General features: G+C 69.6%; 14 protein-coding genes and 2 pseudogenes. 9 read left to right on the top strand and 7 right to left on the bottom strand.

Annotated features, from left to right (window positions below; translation table 11 throughout):
* Positions 1-8: 8 nt before the first annotated feature.
* Together OHA37_RS02025 and OHA37_RS02020 are read right to left on the bottom strand one after the other, a co-directional pair.
* Complete coding sequence (locus tag OHA37_RS02025) at positions 9-593, bottom strand: DinB family protein (protein ID WP_266901802.1); 585 nt, start codon at positions 591-593, stop codon at positions 9-11.
* Positions 594-835: 242 nt separating this feature from the next.
* Positions 836-1,720: an SMI1/KNR4 family protein gene (locus tag OHA37_RS02020; RefSeq protein WP_266901800.1), complete on the bottom strand. Its 885-nt coding sequence runs from the start codon at positions 1,718-1,720 to the stop codon at positions 836-838.
* A gap of 147 nt (positions 1,721-1,867) precedes the next feature.
* Between OHA37_RS02020 and OHA37_RS40735 the strand changes: the two genes are divergently transcribed.
* The 3 genes from OHA37_RS40735 to OHA37_RS02005 all read left to right on the top strand — a co-directional run bounded on the left by OHA37_RS40735 (position 1,868) and on the right by OHA37_RS02005 (position 3,818).
* The gene (locus OHA37_RS40735) at positions 1,868-2,176 is read left to right on the top strand and encodes a DUF6959 family protein (RefSeq protein ID WP_443046098.1); all 309 of its coding nucleotides are present in this window, start codon (positions 1,868-1,870) and stop codon (positions 2,174-2,176) included.
* An 87-nt stretch (positions 2,177-2,263) separates the two neighbouring features.
* Positions 2,264-3,019 carry a transposase gene (locus OHA37_RS02010; protein ID WP_266901796.1) on the top strand — a complete coding sequence of 252 codons (756 nt, stop codon included), beginning with the start codon at positions 2,264-2,266 and terminating at the stop codon, positions 3,017-3,019.
* 40 nt (positions 3,020-3,059) lie between these two features.
* Positions 3,060-3,818, top strand: coding sequence for a transposase (locus tag OHA37_RS02005; RefSeq protein ID WP_266901794.1), 759 nt, complete (start codon positions 3,060-3,062; stop codon positions 3,816-3,818).
* A gap of 68 nt (positions 3,819-3,886) precedes the next feature.
* On the opposite strand, the gene OHA37_RS02000 is transcribed toward OHA37_RS02005, so the two are convergent.
* The 3 genes from OHA37_RS02000 to OHA37_RS01990 all read right to left on the bottom strand — a co-directional run bounded on the left by OHA37_RS02000 (position 3,887) and on the right by OHA37_RS01990 (position 5,605).
* Positions 3,887-4,081 carry a hypothetical protein gene (locus OHA37_RS02000; protein WP_266901792.1) on the bottom strand — a complete coding sequence of 65 codons (195 nt, stop codon included), beginning with the start codon at positions 4,079-4,081 and terminating at the stop codon, positions 3,887-3,889.
* Positions 4,082-4,261, bottom strand: coding sequence for a hypothetical protein (locus OHA37_RS01995; RefSeq protein ID WP_266901790.1), 180 nt, complete (start codon positions 4,259-4,261; stop codon positions 4,082-4,084).
* A 273-nt stretch (positions 4,262-4,534) separates the two neighbouring features.
* On the bottom strand, positions 4,535-5,605 hold the full coding sequence (locus OHA37_RS01990) for a hypothetical protein (protein WP_266901788.1): 1,071 nt from the start codon (positions 5,603-5,605) through the stop codon (positions 4,535-4,537).
* 77 nt (positions 5,606-5,682) lie between these two features.
* Here OHA37_RS01990 and OHA37_RS01985 point away from each other — a divergent pair.
* A pseudogene (locus OHA37_RS01985) lies at positions 5,683-6,275 on the top strand (IS5 family transposase); the annotation flags it as partial.
* 156 nt (positions 6,276-6,431) lie between these two features.
* Entirely contained in the window at positions 6,432-7,481 is a 1,050-nt protein-coding gene (locus OHA37_RS01980; RefSeq protein WP_266912447.1) for a hypothetical protein, read from the top strand.
* A 324-nt stretch (positions 7,482-7,805) separates the two neighbouring features.
* Here the strand turns inward: OHA37_RS01980 and OHA37_RS01975 are convergent, their stop codons facing one another.
* Positions 7,806-9,104: a DUF4241 domain-containing protein gene (locus OHA37_RS01975; RefSeq protein WP_266901786.1), complete on the bottom strand. Its 1,299-nt coding sequence runs from the start codon at positions 9,102-9,104 to the stop codon at positions 7,806-7,808.
* Positions 9,105-9,671: 567 nt separating this feature from the next.
* Between OHA37_RS01975 and OHA37_RS01970 the strand changes: the two genes are divergently transcribed.
* Both OHA37_RS01970 and OHA37_RS01965 read left to right on the top strand, forming a co-directional pair.
* Complete coding sequence (locus tag OHA37_RS01970; protein WP_266901784.1) at positions 9,672-13,100, top strand: DNA polymerase III subunit alpha; 3,429 nt, start codon at positions 9,672-9,674, stop codon at positions 13,098-13,100.
* Positions 13,097-13,951, top strand: a pseudogene (locus tag OHA37_RS01965) (DNA polymerase Y family protein); the annotation flags it as partial. The gene OHA37_RS01970 and the pseudogene OHA37_RS01965, both read left to right, overlap by 4 nt.
* Before the next feature lie 274 nt (positions 13,952-14,225).
* Here the strand turns inward: OHA37_RS01965 and OHA37_RS01960 are convergent.
* Positions 14,226-15,392 carry a hypothetical protein gene (locus OHA37_RS01960; RefSeq protein ID WP_266901782.1) on the bottom strand — a complete coding sequence of 389 codons (1,167 nt, stop codon included), beginning with the start codon at positions 15,390-15,392 and terminating at the stop codon, positions 14,226-14,228.
* 148 nt (positions 15,393-15,540) lie between these two features.
* On the opposite strand from OHA37_RS01960, the gene OHA37_RS01955 reads away from it, so the two are divergent.
* Both OHA37_RS01955 and OHA37_RS01950 read left to right on the top strand, forming a co-directional pair.
* A complete protein-coding gene (locus tag OHA37_RS01955; RefSeq protein ID WP_266901780.1) occupies positions 15,541-17,091 on the top strand; it encodes an MDR family MFS transporter in 1,551 nt (516 codons plus the stop codon).
* Positions 17,092-17,141: 50 nt separating this feature from the next.
* The gene (locus tag OHA37_RS01950) at positions 17,142-18,281 is read left to right on the top strand and encodes an FAD-dependent oxidoreductase (RefSeq protein ID WP_266901778.1); all 1,140 of its coding nucleotides are present in this window, start codon (positions 17,142-17,144) and stop codon (positions 18,279-18,281) included.
* Positions 18,282-18,494: the final 213 nt, after the last annotated feature.

The raw sequence follows: 18,494 nt of genomic DNA, 5'->3' as shown, positions 1-18,494 counted from the left end.
ACAGCCTTCTAAGCCTTGGTTGGTGCGGTCGGCCTGGCGGCCTGCTCGATCTTCGCGAAGTAGGCTGCGCGGGCTTCCTCGTCGATCGGCTGCTCGTTTTCGGCGCGCATCCCGGTCCGGCCGTCGACGCCCTCGCGCAGGATGTCGGCGTGCCCGGCATGCCGGATGGTCTCGCCGAGGACATGGACCATGATGGCGAACAGGTTCGTGTTCGGATGAGGCTCCGACCACCAGGGCACGTGGCCGGGGGCATCGAGGGCAAGCTCGCTGATTGTCGCGTCCGAGTGTTCCCACATGCGCCGGTAGAACGCGACGATCTGATCGCGTGTCTCGTTCTCGGCTGCCCATTGATCGCTGCCGTCGGAGTCCTGCCACCGGCACAGCGGTTCCGGAGAAGGGCGGTCGAAGACTTCACCGAAGTACCTGGCTTCGACCGTGGCCACGTGTTTGACCAGGCCGAGGAGGTTGGTCCCGGTCGCTGTCAGAGGCCGGCGTGCGTCGTATTCGGACAAGCCATCGAGCTTCCAGAGCAGCGCCTCACGGTCCCGCCGCAGTCTCTTGTGCAGGTTGTCTTTCGCGAACTCATCGATCATGGGGCACGAGCCTGCCATGGGCTGCTCATGGTCTCAAGATCCCGTACGCGCTCCGCAACGACTGGCAGAGCCGTGGTCAGCTATGGTCACCGCCCAGACCTGCTGAAGGAGCTCGGAACCTATCCACGTGAGACATCCTCTAAGTCTCAGCCTATGTGTGACTGAGCGTCGTAGTTGGTTCTGACCGCGCTTCCGTGATGGCTACGCTAGACAGGCGGCCCGCGTCCAGGCTGGCTCTCTTCCTACCCCTCGTCTTCGTCCGTGGCCGTGTCCCAGGCCGGGAGCGATGTTCCAGACGCAGCCGTGATCCGAAGAACCTCGCACTCCATTCGGTGTACAGCGGCGAAGAGGCGTTGCTGGACCTGTCCGCTGTCTTCGGGTGGGAAGTCGATCCGGATTTGGTGGGGGCGGGAGGCGTCGTAGGTGAGCAACCAGTCGGTATCGACGGTCGCGAAGTGATCCTGTCCCGTTTCGTCGTGCGTGGAGCGCCACGAGCCCCGGTCGGTGGTGGGAGCCAGTGCCTCGCGCAGGAGCTCCAGGCGCTCGGGGTGGGAGAAAGGGCCTTCGGACAGGCGCAGGCACCGGTGGGTGCGGGGACGGAAGGCGTTGAACCATGGTGCCAGCCCCGGTTCCATGTCTGCGAGCAGTCCAGAGCCGGCGTGTCCGCAGGCCCAGCTCTCGATGAACTCGGCCGCGCCCACAGCGTGCGTCTCGTACCAGCCCTCACTGCTCCACACCACGACGGGCCATTTCTCGGGATCCCCGTCGGTGAGCCAGCACAGGCGGTCGGCGTCCATCGTGGTGCCCCAGATCAGCAGCGCGCCCGGAGCCGGGTGCAGCGGATACGAATAGCGCTCGCGATCCTGTTCGGGCGACTCCGTGGGGTGGGGGCTCTGCCACTCGATGCCGTTGTGTTTGCTCGCACCGAACGGCGTCCGAAGGTAGAGGACGTCGCAGAACTCTCCCCAGCCGTAGGTTTCGACGAGTCGCTTGTAGTCGTCGGGCAGCCGGGTAGCGACTGCGGTCTCCACGAGGGCCCAATCCCCGTGGGCGTCCACCGGGGCAGCCGGCGGCGCCACCAGCTGAACCAGCCTGTCGCAGGTCGCGCTGGTCTTCGAATTGGCCATGGAGGCAGCGTAGGCATCACCCCGTCATGAGATCGACGAGATTTCAGGCTGGAGGGAAGCACTCCAGGTCAGCGGAGGCGGCCAAGCGTTGTGCACAGCTGGCCATGCGAAGGGTTCTGGTCGCTTCCACGACGGCTGTGCCTGGAGATGAGGACGGGTCTGAGGTTGGATGATCGGATGGAACGTGTAGAGGTCGAACTGTTCACGGACGCAAGTAACGATGCGGTAGTCCCTCTTCCCCCGCGTAGATTTCCGGGCGTGTTGATCCAGGGCGATTCCCTTTCGGTCATCCGTGACGACGTCGCCCGGATCGTAAGGGCCTGCGACCAGGGTGACGTCGCTGAGGCCCGGGAAGAGGCGTCCTACCTCCTCTCGGGCATCGACGGGCTGCTGGCTCGCTATACGGCGGCTCTGAAAGCACACGACATTCCCATCCCCTTCTTGCAGGCCCCCTGATCGCCCAGTTGCAACACCTCGCACCTGGCGGGATGCGCTGAACGGTCGAGAGATTGCAGGATCGTTCCACTAGGGGATCACGCCATCATGGAGCTGGAGACTGTCGAAGACGCCCTCTTCCCGGGCCTGACCCTCGTCCTGCGGCAGGCCGTCGTCGCGGATGACCGCTTGATGATCGACGCAGCTGGCTGCGGGCCGCCCGGAGCGTGTCCCGCGTGTCAACATCCCGCCGCACGCGTCCACAGCCGGTACTCGCGTCACATAGCCGGACTGCCGTTCAGCGGCCGTCGGTTGATCGTCCGTCTCCGCGTCCACCGCTTCTTCTGCGATCAGCCCCGATGCCCGCGTCGGACTTTCGTGGAACAGGTGGCCGGCCTGACCGAGCCTCGACGACGTTCTTCGACGGCGGCGCGGTCGGCGATGCGGTCGGTCGCGGTGGAGCTCGGCGGCCGCCCGGGCGCACGCCTCTGCGCAAAGCTGCGGCTCTACGGCCGGCGGACATCCGTCTTGGGCGAGTTGACCGCTCCGCCTGTACCAGCGCGAGCTCCACGGATCCTCGGCATCGACGAGTTCGCGTTCCGCAAGGGCCGGACCTACGGCACTGTCCTCGTCGACGTCGAGTCCTCCCGGCCGGTGGATGTGTTGCCGGACCGAGAGACCAGCACGGTCGCCGCATGGCTCCAGGAGCGCCCCGGCGCCGAGATCATCTGCCGAGACCGCCTGATGGCATTCACAAAGGCCATCAGACAGGCCGCCCCCCGACGTGCTGGAGGTGGCAGATCGCTGGCACCTCCTCCAGAACCTCTCGACGGCGGTGGAGGAGACCTGCCGCCGGCACCGTGACTGCCTTCGACGGCCAGCCGAACCAGAGGCCAGCCCACCGTTGGCCACCCGGGAAACTCCGCTCCTGGACCGGATCCGACAACGCCACGCGGAGGTCAACGAGCTCGCCGCCACCGGCATGTCGCTGAACGCCATCGGCCGCCACCTACAGCTGGATCGCAAGACGGTCAGGCGCTACCGGAACAAGGATCTACCAGGGCTTCTCGCCTCGGCGCAGGACCGCGGACACGGAGTCCTCGACCCATTCATCGAGCACGTGCAGCACCGCTTCCACGCAGGCTGCACCAGCTCCATGCAGCTCTACCGCGAGGTGCTCGCCCTCGGCTACACCGGCGGGTACCACGTCGCGCACCGCTACGTAGTGACCATCCGGCAAGGCATCGCGGTCCCTGCCCGGGCGGCGACTCCCCGCCCTCGCGACATGACCTCATGGATCATGCGCCCCGAGGATTCACTCAGCACGTCCGACATGGCCCAGCTCGACGCTGTGCGGAGTGCCTGCCCGGAGATCGCCCAGGCCTGCGACCTCGCGCGGGAGTTCACCGACAAGCTCCGCCAACGCCGCCGACACCTGCTGCGGGACTGGATTCAGAAGGCCGAGCTGGGCGGCCCCGCCGCCATCGGCATCTTCGCCGACTCCATCCGCCAGGACCTTCACGCCGTTGCCGCCGGCCTCACCTTGCCCTACAGCTCCGGCATCGTCGAAGGCCACGTCAACAGGATCAAAACGATCAAGCGGCAGATGTACAGCAGGGCCTCATTCGCCCTACTCAGAGCCCGCATCCTCCTGCAGGCGTAGCCATCACGGAAGAACGGTCAGAACCTCGTAGTTGGCCAGCCTGGCCAACTACGACGCTCAGCCGCGAGTCAGTGGAACCAGGCGACGAGGCGTACGTTCTCGGCACCGTGGATTTCGCTGAGGATGCGCATGACCTTCCAGACGGGGCCCCAGTGGGTGTCGATCCCCGCGGCTGAGGCACGGGTTCGCGTGCCCGAGGCCTCGGTCTCCTGCCAGTCCGTGGTCTCCAACTCGGACCAGGTCAGCCAGGTCGTCCCGTGCACCTAGCGGGGGCCGCCACAGTCGGCGAACTCCCGCCGCAGCCCCTCCGAGGCGTCATCCGGAAAGCCGCGATCCTCCGCGAGGGGGCGGAAACCGAAGTGGTTGCGGATTCCGAAAAGACAGGCCAGGCCGTCGTAGGCGTTGGCCATGTTCAGGAGGAGGAGATCGATGCCGGCTCCCATACGGATTCCTCGTCGTCAGGGCCCCACAGGCGGGCTCCCGGCCGGCATTCGATCATTCCGCTGACATCTGTCGACATGGGGAGATCCTGCCTGCGCAGGCCAGGGGGCAGCACCTCCATTTCCTCTCGCCTGTGGAAACGCGCGCACATGATGCGTTCCTCCCGGTTGGCGACATCGATCGCCTCGCCTGCGTGTTCTTCCAGGATGTTCCGACTCCGACTCGGCGGCCCTTCTGTCACGGGTGAGCGGGGTTGTGAGGCCAACTGGGACAGCTCATTGGATCAAGTCGGTGTGCGGATGCTCGGGGGAGGTCGGGCAGACGTAGATCTGCATGTTGTCCGTGCTGCCTACTTCTACCCCCGTCGGCTGCGAGGGGTAGTGGCCTGCGTAGTGCGGACTGGTAGCAGCGGCCTGGTCTTCCTGCGGCGCCCAGCTGTGCCCATCACCACCGTCCCACTCCCAGGAAGCGATCGTCAGCAGCGGGACCATCTGTACCTCGCAGACGGCGCAGTATCGGGGGTACGGGTCGGTGCGGCCCCACGGGGGCCAGCCGCCGACCTTCCAGCCGGGTGCGTTGCCCAGATGGATGGAGTAGAAGTCGCGCGGATACGCCGCGTAGGAGCTGGCCAGGTTGGCGCCGCCTGCCTGCCACCTGTTGCAGTCCTCCAGCATTTCCTGCAGCTCCGGGCTCAAGTCCAGGCTGTTGGGGTACTCCGTGATCGCTTCTGGCGCGAGCAGGCACGGCTCCGCAACGTAACCCGGATAGTCCGCCTCGTACGGTTCCGGTGGTGCGGCGAGGACGTCGCCGACCTCCGCGGCGGACCGCCAGAACAGTGCGGTCGCCGGCTTGTAGTCCGGATCGTGCTCATACGGGCACCAGAGGATCTGAAGCAGATCAGCCTGCCCGGGCGGCCGCAACAGGGGTACGTCGCGCAGGAACAGCTGAGCCACGGAAAGCATCGGGACCGGGCAATCCGCCGGACCGGGAAGGTCGGCTTTGAGCCGTTCGGCAAGCCACGCGGCGTTGCGCTCCTTGAGCGCCTCCTCCTCGGGCGTGAGTGTGGACTCCAGATCAGGGCGCCGCCGGTACTGCAAGGCTCTCTCGAGCCGCACTTCGGTCGGTGACTGGCGGAAGCCGGTGTCCACGTGCAGGTGCGCGTCCTTGCAGTGCGGCCAGGGCTCTTCTGCTGGCCACAGCAATGGCCCGCCGACCGAGCTGTCCCTGACCGACGGCGACCCCGGCCGGGGATGCAGCCGTATCGCGGGGCGTGCCAGCGGCGCCAGCTGAGGGAAGACCGTTGCCACCTCGACAGGCCGCGGCGGAGTAGTGCGTACGAAACTCATGCTGGTGATCTTGTCACCAGGTACCGACAGCAGGGGCTAGGCAGTTTCGTTTGGATCAGTGGGACGTTGGGCCGGGCGTGTCATTGACTGATGTGCAGTGGGCGCGGATCGAGCCGCTACTTCCGGACCGGACCCCGAGGCGGGGTGGCCGCTGGCGGGATCACCGTGAGGTGATCGACGCGATCGCCTTCAAATTCAGGACGGGAGGGCAGTGGGTCCATCTGCCGGCGAAGTACGGGAACTGGCGAGGCGTCTATAACCGCCTGCGGATGTGGGCTGTCGATGGCACGTGGGAGCGAGTGTTCACCGCGCTGATGGCCCAGGCAGATGCCGACGAGGAGCTGGACTGGGCCGTCTCGGTGGACTCCACGATCGTGCGCGCTCATCAGCACGCCGCCGGGGCCCGCGAAAAGGGGTTCTGGCAGTGGAGCCGGATGATCACGCCATCGGCCGGTCGCGCGGTGGACTGACGACGAAGATTCATCTTGCTGCCGACGGCCGCTGCCGTCCCCTTACGTTCGTTCTGACCGGCGGCCAGGCAGGGGACGCACCCGCCTTTGTGGACCCCATGGCTGGCCTGCGTGTTCCGCGTCGCCGTGGACGGCCCCGGACCAGGCCGGACGTAGTCCTCGCCGGCAAGGCGTATTCCTCCCGCGCGATTCGCGACCACTGCGACCCTCTACCTGGCCGGACTTCATATCGCAGGCACCTTCCTTTGGTCCGCCTACTGACCCGGGAAAGCTGCCTGGTGTCAGTTGGACGTGGGCCGGCGCATGGACGTGGGCCGGCGCACGCATTGTCGGAGGCTGCTGGCAGCATCGCCGCTATGAACGCCATCCGTACCACCCCGCCGCGGCCACTCGACGTCACGGGGCTCTTTCCCCAACTGGCACCCCTGGCACGGACGGCGACCCGGCTGCACCCCCTTCCCGGTTCGCCCACGCCGCACGACAGCTCCGTCGGTGGGCCACTGCTCTGGCCCACCGACGAGCCGTGGCCGTACTGCGAGGGACCGCACGTGCGGGGAGGAAACAGGATCCTCTCGCCGCAGGACATACGGGAATGGCGTCGTAGCCGGGCGGCAGCAGAGAGCCGGCGGGGCCGCGATCCGCAGGGGCCCTGGGTCACACCCGAGGAGCTGGAGACGGAGAAGCGGCTCCTGGCAGGCCGCCCGTGGCCCGAGGGCCCAATCGCCATGGTGCCTGTTGCTCAGTTGTACGTGCGCGATGTCCCCCTGCTGTGCCCGCCGGGGCAGTCCGAGGCCGATCTACTCCAAGTCCTCTGGTGCCCCTTCGATCACTCGGAGCACCCCACCACCGCACTGTTCTGGCGGACTGCAGCGACCGTGACGGACGTGCTCGACGCACCACCCGAGCCGCCCGCGGTCCAGTTCGAAAGCTACCTACCGGAGCCGTGCCTGCTCGCGCCGGAGCAGGTCACCGAGTACCCCAATTCCATGGAGTTGAGCAAGGAGCTGCAGGAGCAGCTGGGGGACCTGAGCAGGTGGGAGACGGCCGGAGAAGCGTGGGACAGCACATACGCGGTAGCCCCGGACGAGTTCTACGGGGACCATCTGTCCACCGCTCCTGGCTGGAAGGCGGGTGGCTGGACTCGCTGGGGCCTCACCGATCCCATGCCCCGGGTCTGCTCCGAGTGCGGCACCGAGGCGGTGCCGCTGCTCACCATCGCGAGCACCGAATGGAGCTCGGGCAACGAGAGCTGGATCTCCGAGGAGGAGCGGGCCGATCCCACACCACTCCTCCCCGGCACCCCTCCGGGGAACATCACCATGATCGTCATCGCAAGCGGCTACGACCTGCAGCTCCACGTGTGCCCGGAGTCCCCGGATCATCCGCACATCGAACTGATCCAGTGAGCACTCATCACCGGGAAGCCTGTGCAGCCTGGGCGCAGGTATCGATGCCGCGGCCGTTTCTCCAGTCAGCGGTCCTATTCAACGACCAGATGATCCAAACGAAGGACCCTAGCCCACCCGGCGCCTCTGGGCGGCCCAACCATGCGAAGGGCTCGACCATCCCGTCCCTGCCCAACTGCCCACGCTCCGGCCGCTCCGCGGGCGCCGCCCGTCTGACCTGCCTGTTCATCAGGGCCATGTGCGTGCTGAGCGGGGTCTCCTTCGCGGCGCGCTGGTCAGGCGGCTCCTGCTGGCCGCCAGGCACCTGGACTCCGCGTGGCCAGGTCAGGCGCCGACGGTGGCGCCGCCGTCCGGGAGCAGCTCGGGCATCCCATCCACCAGTACTACGACCCCGGCCACTTCGCCGGCTTCGGTGCGGCCGACCCAGACGGGATAGGTGCCGTCCCCCGTCGTCGCGAAGGCTGCCAGTTCGCCGCCGGTGGCCTGGTCCCGGGTCCGCAGGAGGTACATGGAGTCGTTGATGTCCTCGTAGACGTCCGGGTCCAGGTCAGGGTCTCCCTGGATCAGGCCTTTCTCGAAGAGCGCGAGGAGGGGTTCCCATGCCCCGGCATCGGCGAAGCAGCCGGTGGCTCCGTCTGTGGCGAAACCGGAGATCTGATCATCGACGAACAGTCGGAGGTCGTCGTCGGGCTTCAGCGCCATCTCCCAGGTCACAGCGGGGACCTCGCTGACGAGTACGCGGACAGCCATGGTGTCCGTACGGGTGACCTCGCTCCCCTCCCACATGCAGTGATAGCTGTGTCGGGCCCGAGCCTCCTCCAAGGCGTACTCCCCAGGCGGAACGGAGACTGTGATGTGCGGGCCGTCTCCGTGGTCGATGTCCGGGCCGGAGACTGCGAGCAGCCCGCTGGGCACGCGCAGGGTGCCGATGCGGCGTGGCTCCACAATCGTCATCTCGGGGTGGTATCCGTCGGTCACGCGTACCCCGGGCCGGAACAGCTCACCGATCGGTCCGGGCTGCGCCGGGTGAGGTGGACACCAGCACGTGGTGGGCGCGAGCCCGCTGCCGTCGGTGGCCGCCGCGGTCGGCTCGGCGACGTCGAGGACCGGCGTCTCCGTAAGCCCGTGCACCTGAGACGAGAGCAGCGGCCACTCCCCGAAGACCGGCCGGTCCACCCAGTGCTCGTCATCGCGGCTCCTGGGCGCGGTGACGTGTATGCGCCCGCGCTCGCCCTGGGGCTGCTCCGTTTGGCGGCCCCTCCCGCCCGGGAAGAGCTCCACGGTGATGCGCGGACAGGCCTCGTCGAATTCCGTCATCTCTGGGCCGGTGTAGTGCCAGCGGACGTTGCGCCGGGGCCACAGCCGCGTCGGGTCGTCCAGCAGGCGCACGTCGAGCTCGCAGGTACCGCGGCCCTGAGCGTCGTACACCCACAGACCGACGTAGTGATCCCGCCAGGAGACGAGCCTGACCTCCAGCGGAGCCTCCCGGCCCTCAGTCCGGTACACCACTACATACGGAAGCCCGGCGGCATCCCGCTCACGGGCCTCCTCCACGGATATCGGCCTCCAGGGGGCGCGAGCCCCCAGGTCCCACGCCCGGGCGTACCCCACCTCAACCATCATTGCCGCTCCCCGCTCCCCGCTCCCGCTCGCCTCCGTAACGACGAGCTGAAACATAGCCGCCACCTGCGACAACGGCCGTGCCGGGCCGACTAGAACGCGCACCGAGGCCAAGTGCAACGCGAAATCGCCAACTAGAACGCCAAGTCTTGTGACTGGGCGTTTTAGTTGGCCCGTCCGGCCAGATACGCGCTCGATTGGAGGCGACGCGGCGCCTCCCCCTAGCGGCCGACCGTGCTCCAGTCGGCGGGGGCGGGCAGGACCGAGCGGCGAGCGAGGTGATCGTGGAGCCGACAGTGGAGTCGCACTGTTCGAATTATGTTCGATACGGTGGTCGTATCCGGCCGGAGTGGCTGGAAAGGGATGGTGGGCGTCGGCTGCGGCCGTCGTGATGGGTGGCCGGTCCGGCGGTGGGCGGCGGGCGGCCGGGTGGGTGACCAGCGGGATCTCCCGGGGTGGGGTGTCGAATGGGAGTCGAACAAGCTATCGAATACCGTCTATGCTGGAAGGACCGGAGGGAGCCGGGTGTCAACGAATGGGGGCTGACCGCAAGAGCTGGAGGTGGTTCGGGTGTTCCCGCACCTGCACGTAGCCTCCGGTTACTCGGTGCGCTACGGCGCCTCGCTGCCCGGCCGGCTGGTCGAGCAGGCGGCCGCGCAAAACCTTGCGGCACTGGCTCTCACCGATCGTGACACCGTGGCCGGAGCGGTCCGGTTCGCACGGGCCTGCGCGAAAGCCGGGGTCCGGCCGGTGTTCGGTGTCGATCTCGCGGTCCCGCTCATGCATCCGGCAGGGGCGGAGCCGCCGAAAGGCCGCACCCCCGCCCGGGGCGGCGCCTTCGTTGCCGACACCGCACCGCGGATCACGCTGCTGGCCCGGGACCGCACCGGATGGGCCAACCTCTGTGCGCTGATCACCGCCGCGTGGGCAGCCCGCGCGCAGGCCGGCGGCGGCCAGCCGATCGCCCCCTGGGACGCGATCCAGCGGCACGCCGAGGGACTGACCGCGCTGCTCGGCCCGGCCTCCGAGCCGGTGCTGGCGCTCGCCGCCGGCCGCCCGGACCGCGCCACCCTGCTTCTGGCCCCCTGGCGCGAGGTCTACGGGCAGCACCTGCGGCTGGAAGCCGTGCACCACCGGCGCACCGGCACCGGACCCGGCTCCCTTCGCCTGGCCGCCCGTACCGTCGGTCTGGCGGCCGAACTGGACGTGCTCCCCGTCCTCACCAACGCGGTCCGCTACGCGAACCGGGAACAGGCACCGATCGCCGACGTCCTGGACTCCGCGCGTTTGCTCACTACGATCCAGCCCGGCCGGACCTGCAACGGGGAGCGCTGGCTGAAGGGCGCCGCCGAGATGGCCGAGCTCGCCGAGGAGGTGGCCCGCGCGGCCGGTCAGGAGCACGGCGGGGCCGAACACCTGCTGGCCACCACGGCCCGTACCGCCGCGGACTGCCGCCTCGACCCGCAGTCCGACCTGGGGATCGGTCGCGTGCACTTCCCCGAGGAGCACGTCATCGGCGCGGCCCCCGGTACCTCGGCCCGGATCCTGCGCCTGCGGTGCGAGGCGGCGATGGTCCGCCACGGCTACGACCGTTCCGCCACGATGCGCACCCGCCTGGAAGAGGAGCTACGGGTCATCCAGACCCTCGGCTGGCCGACGTACTTCCTGACCGTTTCCAAGGTCGTCGACGACGTACGAGACCTCGGGATCCGGGTGCAGGCAAGGGGCTCGGGCGCGGGCAGCCTGGTCGTCCACCTGCTCGGCGTCTCCTTCGCCAACCCCCTCGACCACGAGCTGATCATGGAGAGGTTCCTGAACCTGCGCCGCCGCACACTGCCGGACATCGACATCGACGTGGAGTCCGCCCGGCGCCTGGAGGTCTACCGCAAGATCATGGACCGGTTCGGTACGGACCGGGTCTGCACCTTGTCGATGCCCGAGACCTATCGGGTGCGGTGGGCGATCCGCGACGCCGGCCTCGCACTCGGCCTGCCCCCGGACGAGGTCGGACGCCTGGCCAAGGCCTTCCCGCACATCGCCGCCCGCTCGGCCCGCACCGCACTGCGCGAACTCCCGGAGCTGCGACAGGTCGCCGCCGGCGCAGACCGGTACGGACGGCTGTGGGAGCTGGTCGAGGGACTGGACGCGCTGCCCCGGGGCAGCGCCATGCACCCGTGCGGCGTCATCCTCTCCGACGCGACCCTGCTGCAGCGCACCCCCGTCGTCCCCACCGCCACCGAGGGTTTCCCCGCCACGGTCTTCGACAAGGAGGACGTGGAAGGCGATGGCCTCGGACTCCTCAAGCTCGACGTCCTCGGCGTGCGGATGCAGAGCTCGATGGCGTACGCGGTGCGGGAGATCGAGCGCACCACCGGCGAGCGGATCGACCTGGACGACCGCACCCAGGTACCGCTGACCGACCCGGCCGCCTACGAGCTGCTGCGCGAGGGCGAATCGCTGGGCGTCTTCCAGCTGGAATCCCCCGGCCAGAAGGACCTGCTCGGCCGGCTCCAGCCGGAGACCTTCGCCGATCTGGTCGCCGAGATCTCGCTGTTCCGCCCGGGCCCGGTCCAGGCGGACATGATCCGCCCGTTCCTCCTGGGCCGGCACGGCAAGAAGCCCGTCACCTACCCCCACCCGGACCTGGAGCCCTGGCTGCGCTCCACCTACGGCGTGGTCATCTTCAACGAGCAGGTCATCGGTCTGTTCGCGACGATGACCCGCACCGACCTGGCCATGGGCGAGGAGGCCCGGCGCGCCCTGGCCAGACCCGAACGCCTGCCCAAACTCCAGACCTGGTACCGGCAGCGGGCAGCCGGGGCCGGCTACGAACAGAAGGTGATCGACGAGGTCTGGCGGATGCTGGAGAACATGGGGAGCTACGGGTTCGCCCGCTCCCACGGCGTGGCGTTCGCCCTGCCCACCCTGCAGTCCGCCTGGCTGAAGGCGCACTACGCGGCGCCGTTCTACGCCGGACTCCTCGAACACGACCCCGGCATGTATCCGAAGCGGCTGGTACTGGCCGACGCCCGGCGCCGCGGCGTGCCGATCCTGCCGCTCGACGTCCAGCACTCCGCCGCCCAGTACCGAACCGAGCGGCTCGCGGACGGCCGTCTCGGCCTGCGCATGTCGCTGGCCGATGTCCACGGCATCACCGACGACCAGTCCGCACGCATCCAGGAGGGCCGGCCGTACACGGACCTCGCCGACTTCTGGGCCCGCGCCCGGCCCTCCCAGCCGATCGCCGACCGCCTCGCCCGGGTCGGTGCCTTCGCCACCCTCGCCCCGGGCGCGGCCCGCCGCGACCTGCTCCTGCAGATCGACGAGCTCCACCGGCAGCACCGCGCCGGCAGCATCCCCGACCAGCTCCTCCTCACCCCTGTCACCACCCCCGCCGCCGGAGACAGCGGCCTTCCCGCGATGACCGTCGGCGAGGAGCTGGAGGCGGAACTGGAGGTCATCGGCATGGAGGCTTCCCGGCACCTCATGGAACCGTTCCACCCGCTGCTGGCCGAGCTCGGCGTCACCCCCTCCCACCGGCTGAAGGACCAGCCGTCCGGCGGGACCGTGCTGGTGGCCGGCGCGAAGGTCGCCATCCAGACCCCGCCCATGCGCTCCGGACGGCGCACCATCTTCGTCTCCCTGGACGACGGCAGCCCGGCCGGCCAGATCGACCTCACCTTCTTCGACGACACCCACGAGCAGGCCGCCTACCCGCTGTTCCACCACTTCCTGCTCCTCGCGCGCGGCACCGTCTCCCGCCGCGGCAAGTCCGTCTCCGTCATCGGCACCCACGCCTGGAACCTCCAGGACATCGCCGACGCCCACCGGGACGGCGGGACCGCCGCCGTCCGTACGCTGCTCGTCGGCGAGCCCCCGTGCTCCGACGGCGAAGCCGTTTCGGCAGCCCGGCCGACACCGGGCGGACAGGGCGGCGGCGGACAGGGCGGCAGTGGTGCCGGGCGGCTGTGGCACGCCAGTCAGGGGAGCGCCGGATGACCAGCACCAGCACCAGCACCAGCACCAGTACCAGCACCACCACCAGGGCGACGATCGTTCACCTGCGCTTCCACCGCGCCGGCTTCGAGACCTACCGCGAACTGTTCACGGTGCTCGGCGACATCACCCCCGTCGTCCAGGCGCTCCCGCCGGACAGCGCGCTGCTGGACCTGGCCGGTGCCACGCGGTACTTCGGGCAGTCTCCCGCAGAGCTCGCGGACCGGCTCCAGACCCGGCTCGCAGCCCGGTACGGACTGGTCAGCACGGGCGGGATCGGCCCGAACCGTCTCCTCGCCACCCTCGCCGCCGGCGCCGCCCCGCCCGGCACCGTCCGGGTGCTGCCCGACGACCCGGCCGAACAGGAGGGCTTCCTGTGGAGCTGCCGGGTACGGGCACTGCCCGGGGTCGGGTCCGTACTGGAGCGCTCGCTGCTCCGGTACGGGATCGAGACGATCGGCGATCTGGCCGTCCTCCCGGTGACCACGGTGCAGCGCATCGCCGGCGCCTCCGCCGGCCGCCTCCTGCACGAGCGGGCTCGGGGGACCGACCGCCGCACCGTCAGCCCGGGCGGACCGCCCGCCACCATCACCAGTGCCCAGCGCTTCGACCGGGACGTCCTCGACCCGGCCGAGGTCCGCCGCGCCCTGCTCGGCGCGGCCACGGATCTCGGAGCCCGGCTGCGGATCGCCGGGCAGGTTGCCCGAACGGTCGAGCTGCAGGTCACCTACGCCGACCGGTCGACCACCACACGCTCGCGCACCCTGCCCGAGCCCACCGCCCACACGCCCTCCCTCCAGCAGACGCTGTACGGACTGTTCTCCGCGCTCGGACTGCAACGGGCGCGCGTGCGGGCGGTGACCGCCCGGGTCGGCGAGCTGACCGGCTCGGCCGGCACCGCCGAGCAACTGACCTTCGACCGGCCCACCGAGAACGCCCGCGCACTGGAACCGGTCATCGACCGGGCCGGCCGGCGCTTCGGCGCCGGCGCCCTCCACCCGGCCTCACTCCTGGCACCGGGGCGAGGACCTCGGCGGGCGTTATCGGGAGAGCGCCCTGCCGCAGGGGCCCAATGTGGTTCGGCAACCGGGCTCGTATCTCAGCAGTGCCCCGGCAAGGCCGGGTGGTTCAGTGGTCCGAGAGCCCCGGGGGCTGTTGCTCTCCGCTCAACGGCGGCCAGGGACCGGCCAGTAGGCGCTCGGCCTCCGCGACGATCGCTCCGGCCAACTGCTCGCGCGTGCCGCGCCGGATCCGGTCCCAGTCGTTGTAGGCATCGACCCTGTCGACGAGCGGCCGGAGCGCCCGGGGCCGGGCCAGCGCACCCCAGCCCTCGTACGCGGTCAGGTCACCACCGGTTCCAGGGGCGAGACTCCCGTTCGCGATGAGCCGGAGCCACCAGCGCACGAGTTCCCCACGCGCGGCCTCCCACGGGATGCCGGTGTCATCGGCGGGAAGGTCCCCGGCCGGCCCCAGCTCGGCCAGCACCTTGTCGAAGAGCGCGTCGGCGCTCTGATGCTCGGTGCGCGACAGGCCGGCGAGGAGCGGAAGCGACTCCGTCTCGACGTCGAGGACCAGTGCCGTCAGCCCCGCCTCGATCAGCTGGTACGGGTGGTGCGGTCGGCCGATCAGCCGCTCCAATGCCAGCATGCGCAGGGCCTCGACGGCCTCCTGCGCGGTGACGGCGTAGGGGGTGTGCGGGGTGGGCGTGGCAAGGTCCGTGGCGGGACCGCCGTTGACGAAGTACGACCAGAAGTCGACGGTCGCGCGGGCCGGAAGGGTGCTCGCCCCGCCGGTGAACTCGTGCCGTACGTAGTCGGCGAGGTCGTTCCCGTAGAAGATGATGTCGGTCTGGTGGACGGACAGCACGGGGTGACCCCACTCGCCTGCCGTGCCGGGCAAGTAGCGGTGGCTGTAGACGGGGACCAGCTGCGGGACGGCCGCCAGCTCGGACCGTGCCATGCGCAGCGCCGCGGATGTTCCTGAGGGCCTCGGCCTCCAGGAGGGGTGCCAGAAGCCGCTGTGTTCCACGTCGAAGAGCACGCCCTCGACTGGTCGGGAGAGCCGCTCGGCAAGGTCCTCGGGATCGCCGCCCCGCCAGTCGGGCCAGCTTCGCGAGCCGTGCGGGAGCCCGGCGGCAAGAAAGACCCTGTGGTCCGCGGAGAACGTGAAGCCGAACCGTGCCTGGACCGCGTCGAGTTCCCGCTCGCTGAGGCCCGGCCCGATCTCGGCACCGAGCATGTTCTGAAGGCCCCGGGCGGCCTCCACGGTCAGCGGCATGGGCGACTGTGCGGTCATCCCGGCAGCCTAGTGGCCGACTGCTTCGGTTGTGCGGATGTAAAAGTGTAGCCGTTGCATTTATTTAGCTGTTGTGTTCTTCTGGGGGAGCGGGCTGCGGATCAGCGCCCCGCCCCTCATTCCCCGCGCTCGAAAGGAGTGATCAGTCATGTCCACGACTGCCTCCCTCCCCTCCACCGGCCCCGCTGCCGGGCCCATGGCCGTACCGAAGAACGTGCGCTGGGTGCTGCTCGGCGTCATGCTCGCCATGCTGCTGTCGATGCTCGACAACATGGTCGTCAGCACCGCGATGCCCACGATCGTCGGCGACCTCGGCGGCCTGGAGCACATCTCCTGGGTCGTCACCGCCTACACCCTCGTCACCGCCGTCACCACCCCGGTCTGGGGCAAATTCGGCGACCTCTTCGGCCGCAAGCGCATGTACCTGGCCTCGATCGCCGTCTTCATCCTCGGGTCCGCCCTGTGCGGGACCTCCGGCTCCATGGGCGAGCTGATCGCCTACCGCGTCGTGCAGGGCATCGGCGCCGGTGGCATCGGCGCGGGCGCCTTCGCGCTGATCGGAGCCCTCGTACCGCCGCGCGAGCGCGGCAAGTACCAGGGCATGACCGCCTCCGTCATGGCGATCGGCACCATCGGCGGACCGCTCCTCGGCGGCTTCGTCACCGGCCACTTCGACTGGCGCTGGGCCTTCTACGTCAACCTGCCGCTCGGCCTGGTCGCCCTGGTGTGGCTGTGGCGGAAGCTGCAGGTCCCCGCCCAGCGCATCCAGGCGAAGATCGACTGGGCGGGCATCGCCCTGCTGACCCTGTCCATCACCGCGATCGTCCTGGCCGCCACCTGGGCCGGCAGCACCTACGCCTGGGGGTCCTGGCAGATCCTGTCGCTCGGCGCCGCCGCGATCGTGGGCCTGGCCCTGTTCGTCCAGGTCGAGAAGCGGGCCGTCGAACCGCTGCTGCCGCTGAGCGTGTTCACCGGCCACCGCAACTACCCGCTCGCCATGGTCCTGCTCTTGGCCGCCGGTGTGGTCATGTTCGGCGCGGGCCTCTACCTGCCGCTGTTCCAGCAGACCGTCCAGGGCGCCTCGGCCACCAACTCCGGCCTGCTGATGCTCCCGATGATGATCCCCGTCGTGATCGTCTCGACCATCGCCGGGAAGGTCATGTCCGCCACCGGCAAGTACAAGATCTTCCCCGTCGTCGGCACCCTGTTCCTGGTGGCCGGGCTCGGCCTGCTGGCCACCATGGACGCCCGCACCTCGTCCCTGCTGACCAGCCTCTACATGGTCCTCGTGGGCATCGGCCTCGGCTTCACCCTGCAGATGGCCGGCACCATCGCGCAGAACAGCGTCTCCCTGCGCGACATGGGCGCGGCCATGAGTTCGGTCAACCTCTTCCGGACCCTGGGCGGATCCCTCGGCGTCGCCGTCTTCGGCTCGCTGTTCACCCGCGCCGTCCAGCCCACCCTCCCGGCCGGCGGCGACAGCGGCCCGAACGCCCTGCGGAACCTGCCCGCCGGATCCGGGGACGCCTACCTCACCGCGGTCACGGACGGCACCGGCCACATCTTCCTCACCGCCGCGACCGTCTGCGCCCTCGCCTTCATCGCCGCGCTCTTCGTCATCGAGGTCCCGCTGAGGAAGGCCGGCCCGCCCGCACCCGCGGACACCCCCGCGAAGACCCCCGTCGCCTCGGCCAACTGACATCCCCCGCGCACGGCAGCACTGCCGACCCGTACGAACGGAGCACCACCATGAAGACGCCCACCCCTGCCCCCACCCCCCGCATCGCCATCATCGGCGCCGGTCCCGGCGGCCTGACCTGCGCCCGCATCCTCCAGCGCCACGGCGTCGCCGTCACCGTTTACGACCGCGAGAGCGGTCCCGACGCCCGCGACCAGGGCGGCACCCTCGACCTGCACGAGGACAACGGCCAGATCGCCCTGCGCGAAGCCGGACTCCTGGAGGAGTTCTTCCGCCTCTCCCGCCCCGAGGGGCAGGAGATGCGTCAGCTGGACCCGGCGGGCACCCTCCTCTTCCACCACACCCCCGAAGAGGGAGAAAGCTTCAAGCCGGAGATCGACCGCGGCGCCCTCCGCAATTTCCTCCTGAACTCGCTGGAGCCCGGCACCGTCCGCTGGAGCCACACCCTGCGGTCCGTCGAAGGCCCCGAAAAGGGCCCCCGCCGGGTGCGCTTCGACGACGGAACCACGATCGAAGCCGACCTCGTCATCGGCGCGGACGGCGCCTGGTCCAAGGTCCGCCGAGCCATCTCCCCGGCGCTCCCCGCATACACCGGCGTCAGCTTCCTCGAAGCCTGGTTCCACGACGTCGAAACCCGCCACCCCGCCATCGCCGCACTCGTCGGCCAGGGCAGCGCCGCCGCGGCCGACGGCGAGCGCGGGCTGTTCGCCCAGCGCAGCAGTGGCGACCACATCCGCGTCTACGTCATCCAGCGGGTCCCCGCGGACTGGATCGCCGCGAACGGCCTGACCGGCAAGGACACCGAGGCCATCCGCACCCACCTCCTGGAGCAGTACCGCGACTGGTCGCCGGCCCTGCGCCGCCTGATCAGCGACAACGACGGCCGCTACGTCGACCGCCCCATCAATGCCCTGCCCGTCCCGCACACCTGGGACCACAACCCGACCGTCACCCTCCTTGGCGACGCCGCCCACCTCATGCCCCCGCTCGGCGTCGGCGTGAACCTCGCCATGCTCGACGCCTGCGAACTCGCCCTCGCCGTGGTCAACGGCAACACCCTGGAGGAGGCCGTCCGCGTCTACGAGAAGACCATGCTGCCCCGCTCCGCAGAGATGCAGCAGCTCCTCGACCGCGGCGCCGAAGCCCTGCTGTCCACGGAACTCCCCGACTTCGCCGACGGGGTTGCCTAGTGCTGTGGCGGCCGTCCGTGGGGTGCGCGCGGCGGTCGAGGTCGACGTCGTCCTGGCGGACGGGTCCCCGGGGCGCGCGGCCGTGTCCCGGCTCGGCGCCCACGCGATCCTCGGCTCGCTAAGCGGGCCGCTCCGCACTCCGCCGGGCCTGACCGGCGGGCGGCCACGGTCTGGGCGCCGATTCGCATCCGACGTCCGGCGGTCCGCGCCTTC

The organism is Streptomyces sp. NBC_00335 (assembly GCF_036127095.1).
Taxonomy (GTDB): domain Bacteria; phylum Actinomycetota; class Actinomycetes; order Streptomycetales; family Streptomycetaceae; genus Streptomyces.
Note: the sequence above shows the minus strand (reverse complement) of the source record. Positions and strands in the feature narration are given on the sequence as shown.

Coding starts and splice junctions, on each gene's coding strand:
- OHA37_RS01980 (WP_266912447.1), top strand. CDS start 6,432: ATGAACGCCATCCGTACCACCCCGCCGCGGCCACTCGACGTCACGGGG.
- OHA37_RS01995 (WP_266901790.1), bottom strand. CDS start 4,261: ATGGGAGCCGGCATCGATCTCCTCCTCCTGAACATGGCCAACGCCTAC.
- OHA37_RS02025 (WP_266901802.1), bottom strand. CDS start 593: ATGATCGATGAGTTCGCGAAAGACAACCTGCACAAGAGACTGCGGCGG.
- OHA37_RS01960 (WP_266901782.1), bottom strand. CDS start 15,392: ATGACCGCACAGTCGCCCATGCCGCTGACCGTGGAGGCCGCCCGGGGC.
- OHA37_RS02020 (WP_266901800.1), bottom strand. CDS start 1,720: ATGGCCAATTCGAAGACCAGCGCGACCTGCGACAGGCTGGTTCAGCTG.
- OHA37_RS01975 (WP_266901786.1), bottom strand. CDS start 9,104: ATGATGGTTGAGGTGGGGTACGCCCGGGCGTGGGACCTGGGGGCTCGC.
- OHA37_RS01990 (WP_266901788.1), bottom strand. CDS start 5,605: ATGAGTTTCGTACGCACTACTCCGCCGCGGCCTGTCGAGGTGGCAACG.
- OHA37_RS40735 (WP_443046098.1), top strand. CDS start 1,868: ATGAGGACGGGTCTGAGGTTGGATGATCGGATGGAACGTGTAGAGGTC.
- OHA37_RS01950 (WP_266901778.1), top strand. CDS start 17,142: ATGAAGACGCCCACCCCTGCCCCCACCCCCCGCATCGCCATCATCGGC.
- OHA37_RS02010 (WP_266901796.1), top strand. CDS start 2,264: ATGGAGCTGGAGACTGTCGAAGACGCCCTCTTCCCGGGCCTGACCCTC.
- OHA37_RS01955 (WP_266901780.1), top strand. CDS start 15,541: ATGTCCACGACTGCCTCCCTCCCCTCCACCGGCCCCGCTGCCGGGCCC.